Source organism: Streptomyces sp. NPDC090077 (assembly GCF_044747545.1).
Classification (GTDB): Bacteria; Actinomycetota; Actinomycetes; order Streptomycetales; family Streptomycetaceae; genus Streptomyces.
In genome coordinates, this window is sequence record NZ_JBIVEG010000001.1 from 35,414 (window position 1) to 53,813 (window position 18,400).

At 74.1% G+C, this 18,400-nt stretch carries 15 protein-coding genes and 1 pseudogene; 10 read left to right on the forward strand and 6 right to left on the reverse strand.

Annotated features, from left to right (window positions below):
* Positions 1–107: 107 nt before the first annotated feature.
* The gene (locus ACIPW5_RS00190) at positions 108–476 is read left to right on the forward strand and encodes an ArsR/SmtB family transcription factor (protein ID WP_401238115.1); all 369 of its coding nucleotides are present in this window, start codon (positions 108–110) and stop codon (positions 474–476) included.
* 249 nt (positions 477–725) lie between these two features.
* Here the strand turns inward: ACIPW5_RS00190 and ACIPW5_RS00195 are convergent, their stop codons facing one another.
* Both ACIPW5_RS00195 and ACIPW5_RS00200 read right to left on the reverse strand, forming a co-directional pair.
* Positions 726–1,526 carry an aquaporin gene (locus ACIPW5_RS00195; RefSeq protein ID WP_401238118.1) on the reverse strand — a complete coding sequence of 267 codons (801 nt, stop codon included), beginning with the start codon at positions 1,524–1,526 and terminating at the stop codon, positions 726–728.
* 50 nt (positions 1,527–1,576) lie between these two features.
* A complete protein-coding gene (locus ACIPW5_RS00200; protein ID WP_401238121.1) occupies positions 1,577–1,891 on the reverse strand; it encodes an ArsR/SmtB family transcription factor in 315 nt (104 codons plus the stop codon).
* A gap of 102 nt (positions 1,892–1,993) precedes the next feature.
* Between ACIPW5_RS00200 and ACIPW5_RS00205 the strand changes: the two genes are divergently transcribed.
* The gene (locus ACIPW5_RS00205; protein WP_401238123.1) at positions 1,994–2,413 is read left to right on the forward strand and encodes an arsenate reductase ArsC; all 420 of its coding nucleotides are present in this window, start codon (positions 1,994–1,996) and stop codon (positions 2,411–2,413) included.
* 639 nt (positions 2,414–3,052) lie between these two features.
* Here ACIPW5_RS00205 and ACIPW5_RS00210 read toward each other — a convergent pair.
* Positions 3,053–4,336: pseudogene (locus ACIPW5_RS00210) on the reverse strand (diacylglycerol/lipid kinase family protein); the annotation flags it as partial.
* Positions 4,337–4,439: 103 nt separating this feature from the next.
* A complete protein-coding gene (locus ACIPW5_RS00215; RefSeq protein WP_401238125.1) occupies positions 4,440–6,017 on the reverse strand; it encodes a serine/threonine-protein kinase in 1,578 nt (525 codons plus the stop codon).
* A 411-nt stretch (positions 6,018–6,428) separates the two neighbouring features.
* On the opposite strand from ACIPW5_RS00215, the gene ACIPW5_RS00220 reads away from it, so the two are divergent.
* Positions 6,429–7,862: a carotenoid oxygenase family protein gene (locus ACIPW5_RS00220; protein ID WP_401238128.1), complete on the forward strand. Its 1,434-nt coding sequence runs from the start codon at positions 6,429–6,431 to the stop codon at positions 7,860–7,862.
* A 30-nt stretch (positions 7,863–7,892) separates the two neighbouring features.
* Here ACIPW5_RS00220 and ACIPW5_RS00225 read toward each other — a convergent pair whose 3' ends face one another.
* Positions 7,893–8,576: an alpha/beta fold hydrolase gene (locus ACIPW5_RS00225; protein ID WP_401238130.1), complete on the reverse strand. Its 684-nt coding sequence runs from the start codon at positions 8,574–8,576 to the stop codon at positions 7,893–7,895.
* Positions 8,577–8,594: 18 nt separating this feature from the next.
* A complete protein-coding gene (locus ACIPW5_RS00230) occupies positions 8,595–8,771 on the reverse strand; it encodes a hypothetical protein (RefSeq protein WP_401238133.1) in 177 nt (58 codons plus the stop codon).
* A 277-nt stretch (positions 8,772–9,048) separates the two neighbouring features.
* On the opposite strand from ACIPW5_RS00230, the gene murF reads away from it, so the two are divergent.
* From murF to ACIPW5_RS00265, 7 genes are all read left to right on the forward strand, one after another.
* Complete coding sequence (gene murF, locus ACIPW5_RS00235) at positions 9,049–10,443, forward strand: UDP-N-acetylmuramoyl-tripeptide--D-alanyl-D-alanine ligase (RefSeq protein WP_401238135.1); 1,395 nt, start codon at positions 9,049–9,051, stop codon at positions 10,441–10,443.
* 149 nt (positions 10,444–10,592) lie between these two features.
* Entirely contained in the window at positions 10,593–11,426 is an 834-nt protein-coding gene (locus tag ACIPW5_RS00240) for an alpha/beta fold hydrolase (protein WP_401238137.1), read from the forward strand.
* A gap of 190 nt (positions 11,427–11,616) precedes the next feature.
* Positions 11,617–12,018 carry a hypothetical protein gene (locus tag ACIPW5_RS00245; RefSeq protein WP_401238140.1) on the forward strand — a complete coding sequence of 134 codons (402 nt, stop codon included), beginning with the start codon at positions 11,617–11,619 and terminating at the stop codon, positions 12,016–12,018.
* Positions 12,015–13,901: a GMC oxidoreductase gene (locus tag ACIPW5_RS00250; RefSeq protein ID WP_401238143.1), complete on the forward strand. Its 1,887-nt coding sequence runs from the start codon at positions 12,015–12,017 to the stop codon at positions 13,899–13,901. Before ACIPW5_RS00245 ends, ACIPW5_RS00250 begins: the two co-directional genes overlap by 4 nt.
* The gene (locus ACIPW5_RS00255) at positions 13,898–14,770 is read left to right on the forward strand and encodes a hypothetical protein (protein WP_401238146.1); all 873 of its coding nucleotides are present in this window, start codon (positions 13,898–13,900) and stop codon (positions 14,768–14,770) included. Before ACIPW5_RS00250 ends, ACIPW5_RS00255 begins: the two co-directional genes overlap by 4 nt.
* Positions 14,771–14,943: 173 nt before the next feature.
* A complete protein-coding gene (locus ACIPW5_RS00260) occupies positions 14,944–17,478 on the forward strand; it encodes a cytochrome P450 (RefSeq protein WP_401238148.1) in 2,535 nt (844 codons plus the stop codon).
* Positions 17,475–18,386, forward strand: a complete 912-nt coding sequence (locus ACIPW5_RS00265; RefSeq protein ID WP_401238150.1) for a UbiA family prenyltransferase — start codon at positions 17,475–17,477, stop codon at positions 18,384–18,386. The genes ACIPW5_RS00260 and ACIPW5_RS00265 overlap by 4 nt, the downstream gene beginning before the upstream one ends.
* The last annotated feature ends 14 nt before the right edge of the window (positions 18,387–18,400 follow it).

Genomic DNA, 18,400 nt, shown 5'->3' on the forward strand with positions numbered 1-18,400 from the left:
CGGGCGTCAACATAGACATTTATCTAATTCACGGGCGGAGCACCGAGGGCCGCTCACTCGCGCACACCGCCCCGCCGCGTTGATTCGACATGTGTCAACATAGACGCATGTCGAATGTGAAGGTTCTGCCGCTCTTGGAGCCCAACATCGTCGCGTGCTGCCCCCCGCTCAACGAGCGCCCCCTGTCCCCCGACGAAGCCGAGGCCGCGGCGAAGATGTTCAAGGCGCTCGGCGACCCGGTCCGGCTGCGCCTGTTCTCGGCCGTCGCATCCCACGAGGGCGGTGAAGCGTGCGTCTGCGACATCTCCGATGTCGGCGTCTCCCAGCCGACGGTCTCCCACCACCTGAAGAAGCTCAAGGAGGCCGGGCTGCTCTCCTCCGAGCGGCGCGGGACCTGGGTGTACTACAAGGTCGAGCCCTCCGTGCTCGCCGCCATGGGCGCGCTGCTGGCCGGCGCCGCCAAGGCCTCCGCGTAAGGCGGCTACGGCTCGCGGCGCATCGCGGGACGTCGTCCTGCCGGAGTGCCGTTGCCGTCTGGCGATGTGAACCGATCCGCGGCTTCGGGCACCTGGGCCGGGTTCGGGAGTGCGGGATGCGGCCACGGCCGTTCCCCGACGACAGACGGCCGCGTCAATGCCCCGCCGTGGACCGGGCGGCGCAGGTGACGGCCGGCGGCGAGCCCGGCCCGCCCGCCCGTCACCGACCCACCACCGCGCCCGCGCGCGTCATGCCGCCGAGGGCTCCTCGGCGGCCCCGCCCCGGCCGTTCACGAAGATCAGGGCGACCAGGGCGAGGCCGACGACCGCGCCGAGCAGCTGCATGCCGATGAACCCGGCCACCGAGGACGGTGCGATGCCGGCGAAGGTGTCGGTGAACGCCCGGCCGATCGTGACGGCGGGGTTGGCGAAGGAGGTGGAGGACGTGAACCAGTACGCCGCCCCGATGTAGGAGGCCACCGCGACCGGCGCGAAGCGCAGCCGGTCCGTCCGCGCGAGGCCGAAGATCAGCAGGATCAGACCCGCGGTCGCCACGACCTCGCCGAGGAGGAGGGTGGCGGCGGAGCGGTCGTGGGTGGACCACCTCACCAGCGGCTCGCCGAACATCGCGTCCGCCAGGATCGCGCCCGCGATCGCGCCGGCGATCTGCGAGGGCACGTAGACGGCGAGTTCGCGGGCGTTGACGCCGGCGCCGCCGCGGCGGGCCGTCCACCACTCCGCCAGCGTGACGGCCGGGTTGAAGTGCGCCCCGGAGACCGGGCCGAGGAGCGCTATCAGGACGCCGAGACCGAAAACGGTGGCGGTGGAGTTGGCCAGCAGCTGCAACGCGACGTCGTCGGTCAGCTTCGTGGCCTGGATGCCGGAGCCGACCACGATCGCAACCAGGGCGGCGGTGCCGACCACCTCGGCGGCGGCGCGGGCGACCAGCGGAGTACGGGGTGGGGCCGCGCTCGGCGCGGGCCGGGGCACGTCGGCGGCCGTGGCGGACTGGACCGCGGGTGCGGCGGCGACGGGCTCGGTGGCGGTCACGACAGGATCCCCTCGGGCAGGTGAGGCAGGTCGGGCAAGGCCGCAGGGGCCTAGGGACAGGACCGCTTGAGGTTCGCCGTGGCGCCGGCGCGTGCGGTGGCCGCGAGGTCGGCGAACTGGCCGGCGAGCGCTTCGATGACCTCCGGGCGCAGTCGGTAGTAGATGAACCTCCCGCACGGCTCGGTGTCCACGACCCCGGCCTCGCGCAGCACCTTCATGTGGTTCGAGAGGTTCGTCTGCTTGGCACCCGTCTCCTCCACGAGGTGGGTGGTGCACAGGGTCTCCCGCGCGAGGAGGGTCACGATCTTGAGCCTCAGCGGGTCGGCCAGGACCCGGATCAGATCAGTGTCGACTGATGTCATCATCCGCTGATACTGTCACATCACTGAGGGCTGATACCAGTCCCGGCTGAACCGTACCGCCGCCCGCCGGCGTTCCGCAGCCGCCTGCCACCCGAAGGAAAGCCGATGCCCGCGAACCCGCTCGCGTCCGTCCTGTTCGTCTGCATCCACAACGCCGGCCGCTCCCAGATGGCCGCGGGCCTCCTGCGCCACCTCGCCGGCGACCGCGTCGAGGTCCGCTCCGCCGGCTCGATGCCCGGCGACCGGATCAACCCCTCCGCGGTCGCCGCCATGGCCGAGCTCGGGATCGACATCTGCGGCCAGACCCCGAAGGTGCTCACCCCCGAGGCCGCCCAGGCCTCCGACTACATCATCACCATGGGCTGCGGCGACGCCTGCCCGTACTTCCCCGGCAAGACCTACCTCGACTGGCAGCTCGATGACCCCGCCGGCCATGGCGTCGAAGCCGTCCGCCCCATCCGCGACGAGATCAGGACCCTCGTCGAGGGCCTGATCGCCGAAATCGACGCCGAGCGGCGGGCGTAGGCGAAGCAGCGAGCGGTACGCGGCGGAATGGCTCTTGGCCGGTTCAGCCGGTAGGCGGGCGCCCGCGGCACGGCGGCAGGGGACCGTGTTCCGTCAGTGGGTCAGGGCCGTCTTGAGGACGACGATCATCAGGCCGAGCAGGAGGCTGACGGCCGCCACCATCCAGACGAGGCGCCGGGGCGCGCCGGCCCGGACCGCGCCGGCCACCGCCCAGCCCACCTGGCCGGCCAGCGCCACGGAGAGCGCGAACCACATGGTCCCCGCGACGTCGAGGCCGAGCAGCCCGCTCAGTGCGACCGAGGCGGCGGGCGGCACGGCCGCCTCGACGATCGACCTTTCCTCGGCACACACCCTGCGGAACTCGGCCCAGGTCAGCGGCTCGTTGGCCAGGGACACGCCGAAGAGGTGGGCGAAGACGTGCGCGGCCCAGAACACGGCGGCCGTGCCGAGCAGCAGCACGGTCAGCTCGATCTTCGGGAAATGCCCGAGGCCGCCCGCTCCGACGATCACGGACGCGGCGAGCAGGGAGCCGTACACGGCCCCGGAGTAGTCGGCCCGGGCCGCGCCGGCGGCGTGTCGGCCCCAGCGCCTGCGCCCTTCCGGGTGGTCGCGCGTTCCCCCCTGGACGGCGCCCCCGCCGACGGCCGTCCTGCCCATGGTCAGGGCGAGCCTGCGCACCCCGGCCCAGTCGACGGGCACCCCCGACCGGAGGCCGGGCCGGTGGCGCGGGACGAGGACCCGCAGGGCGCCGGGATCCACGCGGCAGTGGACGGGCGCGGGCATGGTCAGCGACTCGCCGTCCACACCGACCCGGACGAGCGGGGCCTCGGAGTCGACCACGACCTCGCGGGTGCTCAGCGAGGTCAGTCCGCGGGAGCGGCCGTGCCGGAGGATGCCGACGGCCTGCGCGGCGTTGTGCACCTCCACGCTGAGGACGCCGAGCGTCCCGGTGTCCATGCGGGTGCGGCGTCCCAGTCCCACCACGTCCCCCCTGCCGTAGGGGTTGTTGCTGACGAGCACCGCCTGCGGTTCCCGGACGGTCGTGCCGTCGGCGCGCACGCTCAGCCGGGGCCCGCTGTGGCGCGCGAGCAGGTCGGGCAGCAGCGCGAGGATGGTGTGGACCTTGTCGTCGCGGTAGGCGGGGCTCTGGACGACCTCCGCGTAGGTCCCGAAGGAGGCGCTGTTGACGAAGACGCGGTCCTCGATCCGGCCGAGGTCCACCCGCAGTTCCACCCCGTCGCTGAGGGCGTCCAGGCAGGCCGCCGGGTTCTTCCGGTCGAGCCCGAGGTCCATCGCGAAGTGGTTGCGCGTGCCGGCGCTGACGACCAGGAACGGGACGTCCCGGTCGGCGGCCACACCGGCGACCAGGGCCTGCGTGCCGTCCCCGCCGGCGACCCCGAGGAGGTCGGCGCCCCGGTCCACCGCCCGGTGGGCGAGGCCGGCGACGTCTTGGGGGTGGTCGGGGTCGAGGAGCACCACTTCGGCGCCCAGGGCCTCGGCCTTCTCCCGCAGGCGGTAGGTGCCGACCTTTCCGCCCCCGGAGCGCGGGTTCATGATCAGGAACGGCCGTTCCGGCCGCCGGGCCGGCCGCTCGGGCATCCGGGACCGTCCCTCGTCGGCAAGCGCGGCCCGTCCGGCGGCCACCGCCAGGGCCCACAGGAAGACCGCGCAGAGGACCACCCAGAGCAGCCCGGCGCGGAGGTACCAGACGGCCACGACGGCGGGGGCCGCCAGGAGCAAGACCGCCGCGAGCCACCTCACGGGCCCTCGGTGGGCCAGCACCAGCCAGCCGGCCGCGGCCGTGATGCACACGCCGGCCAGGCCCACGGCCACGAGGGCGAGGCTCCGGAAGCCCGCGAAGACCAGCATGACGATCAGGGCCGCCGCACCGGAGAACAGGGCCAGACGCGCCTTGGCGTGCATGCTCACGTCGCGATCCTCCGCTCGAGCGGAATCTTGCTTCCCGTCTCCATTGAGCGCCGGGCCGGGTGGGCACGCATCCCACGGCCCGGGCGACCCCGGCCCCTCAGGAGCCGGCGGTGAGTTCGTCGTGGACGTACTTCGCCATCTCCATGCCCCGCGGCTTCGCCACGGCCGGTGCGGGTGCGGGTGCGGACGGTACCTCGACCATCATCTCGTAGGAGACCTGCACGAGCATGTTGTCGACGCGGAATATCACGTGGGCGTAGCCGTAGTCCTTGCCCGTCGGATTGGACACGCAGAGCTCGTCGGCGAAGTCGTGGAGCCGCGGGACGCTCTTGTAGAAGGAGTCCGTGCGCTCCCCTTCGAAGGCCGTCGCGCCGTAGGCGCCGGACGAGAAGCGGAGCAGCGTGACGCTGACGTCGGCACCCCAGGGGTGATCGGCCCAGTAGCCGTCCGTGCTCCACCGGCAGGCGTACGCCTCGATCAGGCCGCCGAACCGGCCGGGGTTGGGTACCCAGTTCTCTTCCTTGCCGGCGTCCATGTCGGGAATGATCGAGCTCGACCGGCGGCCCACCTTGTCACAGATCCTGGGGATGCTCTGGTACCGCGCGGTGGGGGTCGGGCTCGGGGTGGGAGTCGGACTGGCACTGGGCGCAGGGCTCGGGCCGGCGCTGGTGGCGAGGGCCGGGGAGGACGTGGCCGGGGAGCTCTCGGTGGTCGGCCGCCGACCTGCGTCCCCGCGGGCCTGCGAGACCACGTACGGAAGGACGGCGCCCACCGCGAGCAGGAGAGGAGCGACCAGCGCCACGACGGTCTTGTGCTTCAGGACCGGCCTTCTCGGCAGGTCCTGGCGATCCAGCGTCATGGTCCCGGCGGCAGCCCGCAGTTCCGTGGCGGCTCTGACGGCGTCGGTGCGCTGTTCGGGATCGCGCTCCAGCAGGCCGGTGATCGTCGGTGCCAGTACCCCCGCGCGCGCCATGGGCTCGGGGTCGCGGGTCATGACCGCAGCGACCGCGGCCCCCACGTTGTCGGCGGGGTAGGCCGGCCGGCCCTCGACGGCGAAGTAGAGCGTGGCGCCCAGGGACCACATGTCCGCTGCGGGGCCCGGTTCGGTACCTGCCAGTCGCTCGGGGGCGATGTAGCCCAAGGTGCCGACCAGTGCCTTGGTCCGGGGCGCCGTGGCATCGGCGACCGACGCGATCCCGAAGTCGGTGAGCACGGCTCGGCCCTTGTCGTCGAGCAGCACGTTCTGCGGCTTCACGTCGAGGTGCAGGACCCCGGCGTCGTGTGCCGCCGAGAGCGCGTTCACCAGCTGGCCGCCGATTTCGGCGGCCCGCTGCGGACCCAGCGGGCCGTTGGCCCTGACTTCCTGGTCGAGGGAACGCCCGTCGACGAAGCGCATCACGATCCACGGCTGCCCGTCCTCCTCGAGGACGTCGTGCACCGCCACGATGCCCGGGTGTTCGAGCCGGGCGATCGCCCTGGCTTCGCGCACGGCCCGCACGCGCAGCCTGGACTGCTCCTCGGCATCGAAGCCGGCCGGCAGGTGGAGCGCCTTCACCGCGACCGTGCGGTGCAGTCTCCGGTCGTACCCTCGCCAGACCGTGCCCATCCCGCCCGCGCCGATCGGCTCGGGCTCCAGCACGTACCGGCCGTCGGCGAGGCTCCGTTGTCCGCTCACGGCCACACCTTACAACTGCCCTTATGGAGCGTTGAGTTGAGTTTGGCCCGGGAGTCCTGCCGGGTGGGCGGGAGCCCGGCGCCGCCTTCGCGGAGGGCCTGTTCGGCCAGGGTCAGGAGGCGCCGGCCGTTCTGGCGCTCGGCGAGCTCCGCCGCCTCGCGCAGCCGGTCGCGGGCGCGTCCGCGCTCTCCCGCGGCGTGTAGTCGGCACCCCTGGGCGAGGAGGCCTCGACCAGTCCCCGGAGTGAGCGGGCGTCCCGGGTCGGGGTGGCAACCGGCGGGCAGCTGTGAATCCCGCTCGACCGGGGCGGCGGGAGCGCCGGGGCCCGAGGTCCCGGCGGGCAGCGGCGCCGGGGCCGCGGTTCACTGGAAGGTGCCAGAAGCTGCCGCACACGCGCTCCGGGAGGCTTCCGTGGACGCCCGCACGCCGCCCCGTTTCGACCCCACCCGCGTCCCCCACCTCCTGGGTTCGTTCGCACCGGTGACCGAGGAGGTCGACGTCGCCGAACTGGAGGTGACGGGCGAGATCCCGGCGGCCCTCGACGGCCTCTACCTGCGCAACGGGCCCAATCCCCGCTTCACGCCGATCGGCTCCTACCTGTACCCCATCGACGGCGACGGCATGCTGCACGGGGTGTGGCTCTCGGAGGGCCGCGCCCATTACCGCAACCGGTTCGTGCGCACCCCGGCGCTGGAGGCCGAGGAGCGGGCCGGGCGGGCGTTGTGGGGAGGGCTGGAGTCGATGATCGTGCCGGACGCGCAGCAGGTGGGGCCCGAGCTGGCGGGCACGTTCCGGGACCTGCCCGACATCAACGTCGTACGGCACGGGAACCGGGTGCTCGCCCTCGCCGAGTCGGCCTGCCCGTACCGGGTCGGCGGCGGCCTGGAGACGCTCGGCCGGGAAGACTTCGGCAGGGCCCTGCCGGCCGGGATCACCGCCCACCCCAAGATCGACCCCGTCACGGGCGAGATGGTCGTCTTCTGTTACGCGCTGGAGCCGCCGTACCTGACCTGGTCCGTCATCGGGCGCGACGGCGGCGTCACCCGCGGGCCCACGCCCGTCGACGGCGTGGACGAACCGATGATGATCCACGACATGGCCCTGACCGGCCGCTACGCGGTGCTCGTCCTCGCGCCCGCCTTCTTCGACCTCCCTGCGGCCATGGCGGGCGGGTCGCTCCTGGCCTGGCGGCCCGAGCGCGGTACCCGGCTGGTGCTCATCCCGCGCGACGGCGGACCGCCGCGCTGGGCGCACGACGAGGCATTCTGGCTGTGGCACACGGTGAACGCCTACGACGACGGCCCGGGCGAGGACGCCCCGGTGGTCCTGGACTTCGTGCAGTGGAGCCGGCTGACCGTCGGCCAGGGACCGGGGACGGGAGAGCCGGTCACCGGGGGCCTGGCCCGCGCGCGCATCGATCCGGTGGCGGGCAGCATGACCCGCACCCTGCTGGACGAGGCCCGGGTGGAGTTCCCCCGGATCGACGACCGGCTCATCGGCCGTCGCCACCGGCACGTCGCGCTGGCCACCTCGACGGGGCGCACCGAGCTGCTGCCGGGAGAGTACGACGCGGTGCGGTTCCACGACGTCCGGACCGGGGCGGCCCAGGTCTGGGACGCCGGTGACCTGTCGGTCGGCGAGCCGGTCTTCGCACCCGAGCCGGGCACGGATTCCGACGGGCGGGGCTACTGGCTGACCTTCGCCACCGACCGCACCGACGGGGCGAGTTGGTTCCTGGTCGTGCCCGCCGAGGACCCGGGATCCGGGCCGGTTGCGCGGGCCCGGATCCCCGTACGGGTCCCGCTCGGCCTGCACGGCAGCTGGCTCCCCGCCGACGGCAACTGAGGCCCCGGCCCGGGGAGTCGGCCGGGGCGTTCAGGAGGTGCCGACGCCCGTCAGGAGGTCGGCGAGTCCGGCGGGACGGCTGAGGGCGACGCAGTGGCCGGCCGCGATCTCCTCCGGGACCAGTGCGAGACGTTCCCGCACGAGCCGGCGCAGGAAGTCGGGCGGCAGGACCCGGTCCTCGGTGCACAGCACGAACCTGGTCGGTGCGGCCGGCCAGGCGCCGAGCGGCCACGGCTGGGCCCATGCCGTCGGCGACGGGTGGGCGCGTTCCCTGCTCATCGCCTCCTCGGCCAGCTCGCGGGGGACGTCGTGGTAGAAGGCGGTGTACGGGTCGTCGTTGCCGGTCAGTCCGCCGTCCCGGCCGGCCTGGTTCCGGACGGACTCCGCGTGGCCGGTGGCGCTCCACCACTCCTCCGGTGACTCACCCGGTGCGGGGACCATTCCGGCGACCAGGACCAGCGACGCGACGGGGCGGCGGGCGGCGACCAGGGACGCGGTGTAGGCGCCGAACGAATGCCCCACGACCACCGGATCGCGGTGGCCGGCGACGGCCTCGGCGGCGACGTCGGCGTAGTCGTCGAGCGTCAGGGAGTCGTCGCCGTCCGGGAGGTCCGGCGCCACCGCCTCGTGCCCCCGGGCCCGGAGCTCCTCGACGAGGAGGTGCCAGTACCAGCCGACGTCGCCGCCACCGTGGATCAACAGGAACGTGCTCACAGAAGGCCTCCCATCCGGTCACGGCCCGCGCACGGGGCGGGCGGCCGGTCCGTCCGGGACGGGCTCCGGGCCGTGGTCGAACTCGGCACCGTACCCGTACCCGGGCCCGAGGACGTGGTGTTCGGCGAACCCGGCCGGGTCCGGGTACCCGCCCGCCGGGGAGGCCGCGGGGAAGTCGCCGACAACGCCTTCCACATCCGAGGGGTCTGTTCGTGCGGCCGGCCCTGGCGTTCGGGGGCTCCCATGCGGCGCGGCGGGCGGTCGGCGGCAGGCCGGCAGCGGACGCGCCCGGTCACTGGTCCTCCCGCCGGACACGACGGCGATCCGGGCAGACTCGCAGGATGCTCATGGTCTGCAAGGGATTGGGATGGTTTCGCACCTACTGCTTCGGGAGGCGATACGGTCGAAGTGCTGAACCGGGCGGCGGCGCGCTGCCGTGCCGGACGGGTCCTGCTGATTCGGAGTGCGTCACGTGATCCCCCTTTCGCTGGAGTCCGTCGCCGCCGCCGTCGGCGGCCGGCTGTGCGACGTACCGGATGCGGCCCTGCTCGTGACCGCGCCGGCGACCGTCGACTCCCGCGCGGTCGAGCCGGGTGGCCTCTTCGCCGCGCTGGCCGGTGAACACGCCGACGGGCACGCCTTCGCTGCCGAAGCGGTGCGGGCCGGGGCCGTCGCGGTCCTCGCCGCCCGCCCGGTCGGTGTTCCGGCCGTCGTCGTCGACGACGTGCTCGACGCGCTCGCCGCGCTGGCCAGAAGGGTGTTGGCCGCAGCACCGGAGGCGATGGTGATCGGGCTGACCGGCTCGGCGGGCAAGACCAGCACGAAGGACCTGATCGCGCAGGTGCTCCCCGGTCACGGGCCGACGACCGCCACGGTGAAGTCCTTCAACGGCGAGATCGGCATGCCCCTGACGATCACCCACCTGGACCGGGACGTGCGGTACCTCGTGCTGGAGATGGGCGCCCGCGGCATCGGCCACATCTCCCGCCTGACACGCATCGCCCCACCGGCGGTCGGCCTGGTCCTGAACGTGGGGACCGCGCACGTCGGCGAGTTCGGCGGCCGGGAGCAGATCGCCCGGGCCAAGGGCGAACTCGTCGAAGCCCTCCCCGCCAAGGGCATCGCCATCCTCAACGCCGACGACCCGCTGGTTGCCGCCATGGCCTCCCGTACTCGCGCCCAGGTCATGACCTTCGGCACCGCGCGGGGCACCGACGTCCGGGCGGTCGACATGAGGCTCGACCCGGAGGGCCGGGCCTCCTTCACCCTCGTCGCCGCCGGCTGTGACGCGCGGGTCAGCCTGAACCTTCACGGCCCGCACCACGTGTCCAACGCGCTGGCCGCTGCGGCCGTCGCGATCGGGCTGGGTGCCGATGTGGAGAAGACGGCCGACGCGCTCTCCCGCGCGGTGCCGGTGGCGTCCGGCCGCATGGTGGTCACCGACCGGAGCGACCGGGTACGGGTCATCAACGACGCGTTCAACGCGAACCCCGATTCGATGGAGGCAGCGCTGGCCGCCCTCCAGGCCATGAGCGGTGGACGGCGGACCATCGCGGTCCTGGGAGAGATGAAGGAGCTCGGGGCCGACGCCGTCGACGGGCACCGGCAGGTCGGCCGGCTCGTCGCCGCCGCGGGCGTGGACGTGCTGGTCTCCGTCGGCGGAACCGACGCCCAGGCGATGGCCGACGCCGCCCAGGACAACGCCCCGGGCCTGACGGTGTTCGGTGCCCGCGACCGGGACGAGGCCCTGACCCTGGCCCGCGACCTGATCGAGCCCGGCGACATGGTGCTGGTGAAGGGCTCCCACAGCGTCGGTCTGGAGCACACCGCCGAGCGGTTGGCCCAGCCGGACACCGTGGGCGGCTAGGTCGTGCTGCTCCCGGCCCAGGGGCCGTGCCGCTGCCCCGTCCGCGTCCGCGTCCGGGCGGGTGAGAGTGCGCGTCGTACCGGGCGGGCTCCGGCGGGCGGCGGACGATGGGGTTCCCCACCCTCCCTCTCCGACTCCGAGGAGTCCCGGTGCCCTGGATCACCACCAACGACGGCGTCCGCCTGCACTACTACGACGAGGGCGAGGGCCGCCCCGTGCTCCTCGTCTCGGGCTACGGCGCACCCGCCGACGACTGGGCCCTGCAGTGGGCGCCGCTCCGGGCGGCCGGGTATCGGGTGATCTCGCTGGACCGCCGCTGGCACGGCAGGTCCGACCGGCCCGCCTGGGGACAGCGGATGTCCCGGCACGGCAAGGACATCGACGAGCTGCTCACCGCGCTCGGCCTGCGCGACGTCCTCGCCGTCGGGCAGTCCATGGGCGCCAACAGCATCTGGGCCTACGTCAGTCTCGCGGGCACGGCACGGCTTGCCGGGATCGTCACCGTCGACCAGACGCCGAGCATGGTCAACACCGCCGACTGGCCGTTCGGCTTCTACGGCCTCACCGAGGAGAACCTCGGTACGTTCTTCTCCTCGCCCGGGGCCTTCGCCACCGGCCGCGGACGCGCCTGGCCCGATCCGGCCGCTGTCGACACCGCGATCAGGGAGGCGGGCGGACGCGGCGCCGAGAGCCTGATCACCCCCGACACCCGTCCCCTGCTCCTGGACCACTCCCGCCAGGACTGGCGGGACGTCGTCGCCCGCGCCGAGGTGCCCGTACTGATCACCGCCGGCGCGGACAGTCAGTTCTGGCCCGCCGAGCACGCCGCCGCGACCGCGGCCCTCAACCCGCGCGCCACCTCGGCCGTCTTCGCGGACGCCGGTCACAGCTGCCACCTCGACCGGCCCGAAGCCGTCGCCGACCGCATCGTCGAGTTCGCCGGCACCCTCGGGGGCCCCTCCCGGCGGACCGGTCCCCGGTAGTCCCCGGTAGTCCCCGGGGCGGTCCCGCCTCTCGCGCGGGTGCGGCACACACACCCCGCCGGACGGATGACCGAACAGGGCACGCCCGTTCGCGCGTGCCGAACCGTGAGGGTGAGCGCGCGCTGCCGTGATCAGGCCATTCGGCAGGCGCGCGGCATGGGCCGCGGGGAACCGGGGCACCGATGCCCGCGTGCCCATCACAGACGAGACACAGCACTTCACGGCCCTCTCCGCCCTGCTGACCGGATTCGACGAGGCCGCCCTGGAAGCGACCGGACTGGCCGAGGTCTACCGGGCCGTGGCAGAGCGGCGGCTCGGCGCCGAGCGGTACGGGCTCCTGCTCGGCGCCTCGCGGGCGGAGTGGGACGCCGATGCCGTGGACGGGGAACTCCGCGACGCCGCCCGGGAAGTGGCCTTCCTCTGGTACACGGGCAGCTGGCCCGGAACCCCGCCGGCCCTGGTGTCCGCACGCGCCCGTGCCGAGGCCCTGGTCTGGAAGGCGGCCGGCCTCACCGCTCCCGCCGCCGACCCCGGCGGGTACGGGAGTTGGGCCGGACCGTCCACCGCAGCGGCCGGGCGGAGCGGCCGGTGACGGCGTACGACGTCATCGTCGTCGGCGCCGGCGTCGCGGGCTCGCTCGTCGCGCACCGGCTCGGCCGGCTCGGCCGGCGGGTCCTGGTCCTGGAGGCGGGCACCTCCGCTCCCGGCACCGGCGCCGCGGACCCCGACCCCCTGACCGCCTACCTGACGGCCGCGGGCCAGCTGCCCGGCTCACCCTTCCAGCCCCATCCGGCGGCCCCCTGGCCCCAGGTGGCGGACCTCTCCGGCACCGACGGCACCGACGGCAGCCCCGGCTTCCGGGCCGCCGGGCACCTGCGTCAGGACGGCCCGCTCCCCTACTCCAGCACCTACGTGCGCGCCAACGGCGGGACCGGGAACGTGTGGACCGGTCTCACGCCGCGCATGCTCCCGGAGGACTTCGACACCGAGGTCTTCGGGTACGGCCGGCGGTGGCCAATCACGTACGACGAGCTGGAGCCCCACTACCGGGCGGCCGAAGAGGAGCTGGGGGTGTCCGCCGACGTCGCGGAGCAGCGCGAGCACGTCGGCCTCCCCTTCCCCGAGGGCTACGTCTTCCCCATGCGCGCCCTGCCCGCCGCGCGCCTGGACCGCCTCATGGCGGCCCGCCTCGACGGGCGCCGCGTCAAGGACACCGTGGCCCTGCGGGAGGTCGGGCTGAAGGTGGTCGGCACCCCGCACGCGCGCAACGGCGTCCCGGAGCCCGCGTACGACGGCGGCCGCGGCTACGTGCCGCGCGGCCGGGACGGCCGGCCGGATCCGGGCAGCCGCTGCGTGGGCAACGCGACCTGCATCCCGCACTGCCCCTCGTACGCCAAGTACACCCCGCTCAAGACCCAGGGGCGCTGGAGCTCGACCGTCACGCTCCGGGACCGGTCCGTGGTGAGCCGGGTGCTCGTCGACGGGCGGGGGCGGGCCACCGGCGTGGAGTACCGCTCGTACGCGGGGGAGGCGCACGTCGTGCACGCCGACGTCGTCGTGCTCGCCGCCCACGCCGTGGAGAACGCCCGCCTGCTGCTCCTGTCCGGACTCGGCGGCCGCAGCGGCCAGGTCGGCCGCAACCTCATGGACCACCCGGTCCTGCTGACCTGGGGTCTGCTCCCCGAGGACACCGGCCCGTACCGGGGGCCCGGCTCGGTCTCCGGCCTCGAAGGCTTCCGCGGCGGCCCGGCCCGCCGGCTGCGCGCGCCGTTCCGCGTCGAGTTCGGGACCTGGGGCTGGATCTGGGCGAAGGGGCCCGTCGACACCGACGTGCACCACTTCCTCACTGAAGGCGGCCTGTTCGGGGCCGGCCTGCGGCGGGCCGTCAGGGACCGGGTCCGGCGCCAGTTCACCCTCCAGTTCGAGATGGAGCAGGGCGCCGACCCGGCGAACCGGGTCACCCTGCACCCGTCCGAGCGCGACGCGCTGGGGCTGCCCCGCCCGCTGGTCACGTACGACCTCGACGACCACGTGAAGGACGGGATGGCCGCGGCGCGGGCCGTCTCGGATCAGGTGTTCGCGCTGCTCGGCGCCGAGGACCACACGGACTACACCCCGGCGGAGGCCTGGCCGGGCCGCTTCGAGCACGGTGGGCGCACCTACGGCTACCGCGGTGCCGGCCACGCCGCCGGGACCCACGTGATGGGCGGCTCCCCCACGACGTCGGTGGTCGACGCGTGGCAGCGCTGCTGGGAGCACCCCGGGCTGTACGCGGTGGGCTGCGGGAGCATGCCCTCGGTGGCCACCTCCAACCCGACGCTGACGATGGCCGCACTGGCCCTGCGCAGCGTGGAGCGCGTCGAAGCGGAACTGGCGGCCCGTGACCGCCCCGCCTCCCTCCGCACCCCGCAGCCCCACCCGCACGCCCGACCGCCGGCCGGCGCGACGGCCCTGCCCGGAGGAACGACGCCATGAGCGACCCCCTGCCCCTGCCCCCCGTACCGGAGCCCTTCCGGCTGCCCTTCCACTACGGGGCCCTGCACCAGATCGGCATCGACTGGCTGGTCGAACCCGAGCCGGTCCGCGAGCTGCTCGCCAAGCACCACCCGGACCTGACCGCGGCCGCGTTCGAGGACGGGCGGGCGCTGGTGTCGGTCAACTACCAGCTGTACTTCGCCCAGTACGCGTTCGGCGGCGGCGTCACGCAGGAGATCGAGCTGAACGTGATCGCCTTCCCGACCGCCGAGCGCGGCAGGCTGCCGCGGCTGGACTACGCCCAGTACGCGCAGGGCTGGGACCAGACGAAGCTGCTCGGCATCGCCCGGATGCACGTCGTGTGCGACAACCCCTTCGCGATCCGGGCCGGGCGCGAGCTCTACGCGGAACCCAAGTACCCGGGCTGGTTCGAGGTCGGCCTGCCCTCCCTCAACGGGCCCGCCGGCGAAACCTGGGACGTGCGGTGCAAGGCCGCGTCCCTGGGACCGGGCGACACCCTGGAGCAGGACGCGGCCCCGCTGCTCGACGTCACCGCTAGGCTGGACGGCCTCACCGCCGTCGCCGCCAACTCGGCGCCGGTCACCGGTTACGGCACCGATCAGGAGGGGCGTCTGCTCGCCGGACCCATGAACCTCTACCAGCCGTACCGCTGGTACGACCTGTCCGCCGCCGCCCACTCCGGGCGCACCCGGCTGCACGTCCACGCCCCGGACAGCGACCTCGGCCGGGACGTCCGTGCCCTCCTCGGCGACGAGGCCCCGTCCGCCGCCGGCGCGTGGACCTGCCAGTCTCCGCCCGTGGCCGCCCACAACCGCCCGTACTACCTGCCGGCGGGGCCCCGTTCCTGACGGCCATTGCCCTCTCTGGAATCCCCGGCCAACTGGGGGCGCGCCGTCGGGGGGCCGTGCGCCTCCGCGCGCCCCTGGGGTGTCGGCACACCGGGCCCCGGCCGGGGGTAAGGAGACGGGTTGAGCGGGCCCGCGTGTGCGTCCGTTCGGTCGCTGGCCGATGGAGGACACCGGTGTCCGAGAACACGACCCCACCCCCCGCCCCCACGTTCGACCCCGCCCGGGTCCGCAGGGCCGTCGACGAGCGCCTCGCCGCCTTCCTGGACGCCATGACACACCGGGCGGCCTCTCAGGGCTTCCCGACCGAGGTCACCGACGTCCTGGGGGAGCTGGTCCTGGGCGGTGGCAAGCGGATCCGCCCGGTGCTGTGCGCGGCGGGCTGGCACGCGGGCGGGGGGTCCGGGGACCAGGGGCCGATGCTGCAGGTGGCCGCGTCGCTGGAGATGTTCCACGCCTTCGCGCTCGTCCACGACGACGTGATGGACCGAAGTGCCACCCGCCGGGGCCGGCCCAGCGTCCACCAGGCCGTCGCCGCCCGCCATTCCGGGCACCCGGATGCCGCGTGGCTGGGCACCAGCGCGGCTGTGCTGCTCGGGGACCTCGCACTGGCGTGGTCGGACGAACTGCTGCACACCGCCGGCCTGAGCCCGGACCGACTGGCCGCGGCTGCGGCGGTGATGGACGAGATGCGTACCGAGCTGATGTTCGGGCAGTACCTCGACCTGCTCACCACCGGCCGGCCGAGCGCAGACCTGGAGGCGGCGCTGCGCATCGCCCGGCTCAAGAGCGGCCGCTACACGGTGGAGCGGCCGTTGCAGCTGGGCGCCGTGCTGGCCGGCGCCGACGCCGAGGTGGGCGCGGTGCTCTCGGCGTTCGGGCTTCCGCTGGGTGAGGCGTTCCAGCTGCGCGACGACCTGCTCGGCGCCTTCGGTACCTCTGACCAGACCGGCAAGCCCGAGGGCGAGGACCTGCGGGCAGGCAAGCACACCCCCCTGCTGGCCCTGGCGCTGCGGCGCGCCGACCCGGCCGAGCGCGGCCTGCTCACCGCCTGCGGCCGGCCGGGGGCCCTCGGGACGGAGCAGGTGGCGCGGATCCGCGCGGTGCTGGAGGGCACCGGCGCCCGCGCCGAGGTCGAGGCGATGGTCGAGGAGCGCCGCGGCCAAGCCCTGCGGGTGCTGGAGGAATCCGCCCTGCCGGCGGCCTCGGTGGAGGTACTGGGCGCGGTCGCCGCAACCCTGACCGGCGCGGACCGGTCGCCACCCGACGGTCCGTCCCCGCCCGCTGCCGGACGCCGGACCCGGTCGAACCGCCACCGCGAAGGCGCGGTCGCGACCAAGACCGACACGCCCTCCCCCGTCCCCCGGGCACCCGGGGCGCTGCCGCTGCTCGGCCACGCTCCCGCGCTGCTGCGCGACCCGCTGGGCTTCCTGCGCTCGCTCCCGCAGCACGGCAACCTGGTCGCCGTCGGCCTCGGACCCCACCCCGCGCTCGTCGTGTGCGAGCCCCGGCTGCTGCACCACGTGCTGGTCGACGACCACCTCTTCGACAAGGGCGGACCCCTCTACGACCGCTTCCGGGACTTCATCGGCAACGGCCTGCTCACCTGCCCGCACCACGAGCACCGCCGCCAGCGCCGGCTCGTGCAGCCCGCCTTCCACCCGCGCCTGATGCCCGGTTATGCCCGGACGATGGCCGCCCAGTTCACCGAAGCCGCCGGCACCTGGCGCGAAGGCCAGGCCATCGACGTCCTGCACGCCACCCAGGAGATCGCCTCCAAGGCGCTGATCGCGACCCTGTTCGGTGCCGGGCCGGACCCCGCCGACGCGCACCGGCTGGCCGACGACGCGGCCGTCCTGGTGGCCGGCGCGTGGCGGCAGACGATCCAGCCGTCCTGGGCCGGTGCCCTGCCCACGCCCGCCAACCTCCGGTGCCGCCGGGCCGTCCGGCGTCTTCGGGCCGCCGTCACCGCCTACGTCGCCCAGCAGCACGGCCGGAGCGACGCGGGCCTGATGCTCGACGCGCTCCTGGCCGCCCGCGACACCGAGGACGGCGGGCAGGGGCTGTCGGACAGCGAGTGCGTCGACCAGGTCCTTCTGTTCCTCCTCGCCGGGACCGAGACCACTGCGGTGGTGCTGGCCTGGGCGATGCACCTGCTCGCCACCCGCCCCGGCCTCGAACACGAGCTGCGCGCCGAGGCCGTCGGCGCCACGGACCCCGCCGATGTCGGGCAGCTGGTCCTGACCGGCGCCGTCATCACCGAAACCCTGCGCCTGTACCCGCCGGCCTGGCTCACGATGCGCACCACCACCGCCGACACCGTCCTGGACGGCCACCGCGTGCCGACCGGCACCACCGTCGTGGTCAGCCCGTACCTGATCCACCACCGTCCCGATCTGTATCCCGACCCCGAACGGTTCGATCCCGGGCGGTGGACCGGCCGAACAGGCTCGGCTCCGTCGGCTCCGTCGGCTCCGTCACGAGAGGCCTTCGTGCCCTTCGGAGGCGGCGCCCGCAAGTGCATCGGGGACCGGTTCGCGCTCACCGAAAGCGTCCTCGCGCTGGCCGCCATCGTCAGACGCTGGCACCTCGCACCCCCGGACGGGGCCGCCTTCCGCATGCCCCGTCCCCTGACCACCCTCCAGCCCACGGGCCTGCGTCTGCGCGTCACCACCCCCGATCGTCAACCGCCCCGGCGAGAGCGGCCATGACGGCAGGTCAGAGCGCCGTACCCCCGCGCCCGCCCGTCCCGTGGTCGGCGCCGTGGCGGTGGGTGACCGGCGAGATCGCGCTGAGCTGGCGGTTCATGCGCAACGACCCGTGGGCCGGCCTCTACCCGGGGGTGGCCTTCACCACCGCCGTCGCCTGGCACCACCACCTGCCGCCGCAGCGGTTCGCCCTCGCCGTCGCCGGGTCGTTCCTCTACTTCTACCTGTACCTCTACGGATTCTGCCTCACCAACCAGCTCACCGGCCGGCTCGAAGACCGCATCAACAAGCCCACCCGGCCCCTCCCGCAGGGCCGGGTCCGCACCCGTGGCACCCTCGTACGCGCAGCCGTCGTCTTCACCGCCTTCCCGCTGGTCGGAGCCCTGTTCGGGGTCTGGGCGTGGGCGCTGGCCTGGGAGGCGGTGACCGTCCTGCACAACCTGGCCGGCGGCGCCCGTCGCTGGCTGGTCAAGGACTTCGTCATCGGCGCCGGAGCCCTCCTGATGCTCGGCCCGGCCTGGCAGATCGCCGCCCCGCTCAGCGCGGACACCTGGCGGTGGATGCTCACGCTCGCCGTCGTCGTCTTCCTGCTCATCCCCCTGCAGGACCTGCGCGACCTGGCCGGTGACGCCGCCGCCGGCCGCACCACCCTCCCCATCGCCCACGGAGAGCCCTTCACCCGCACCTTCCTGGCCGTCGGCTTCGCCCTGCTCCCGCTGGCCGACCACTTCCTGCTGCTGCGCGCCTCCACTGCCTGGACCTGGACTGCCGAGGCCGCAACCGCCGCCCTGTGCTGGACCATCGCCTGGCGCGTGACGCGTCGCCGGTCACCGGCGTACGACCACCTCACCTACCGCCTCTTCGAGTTCTGGTACGCCGCGCTCCTCGCCGCCGCGATCATCACCCTGTAGCGGACCACCGTGCT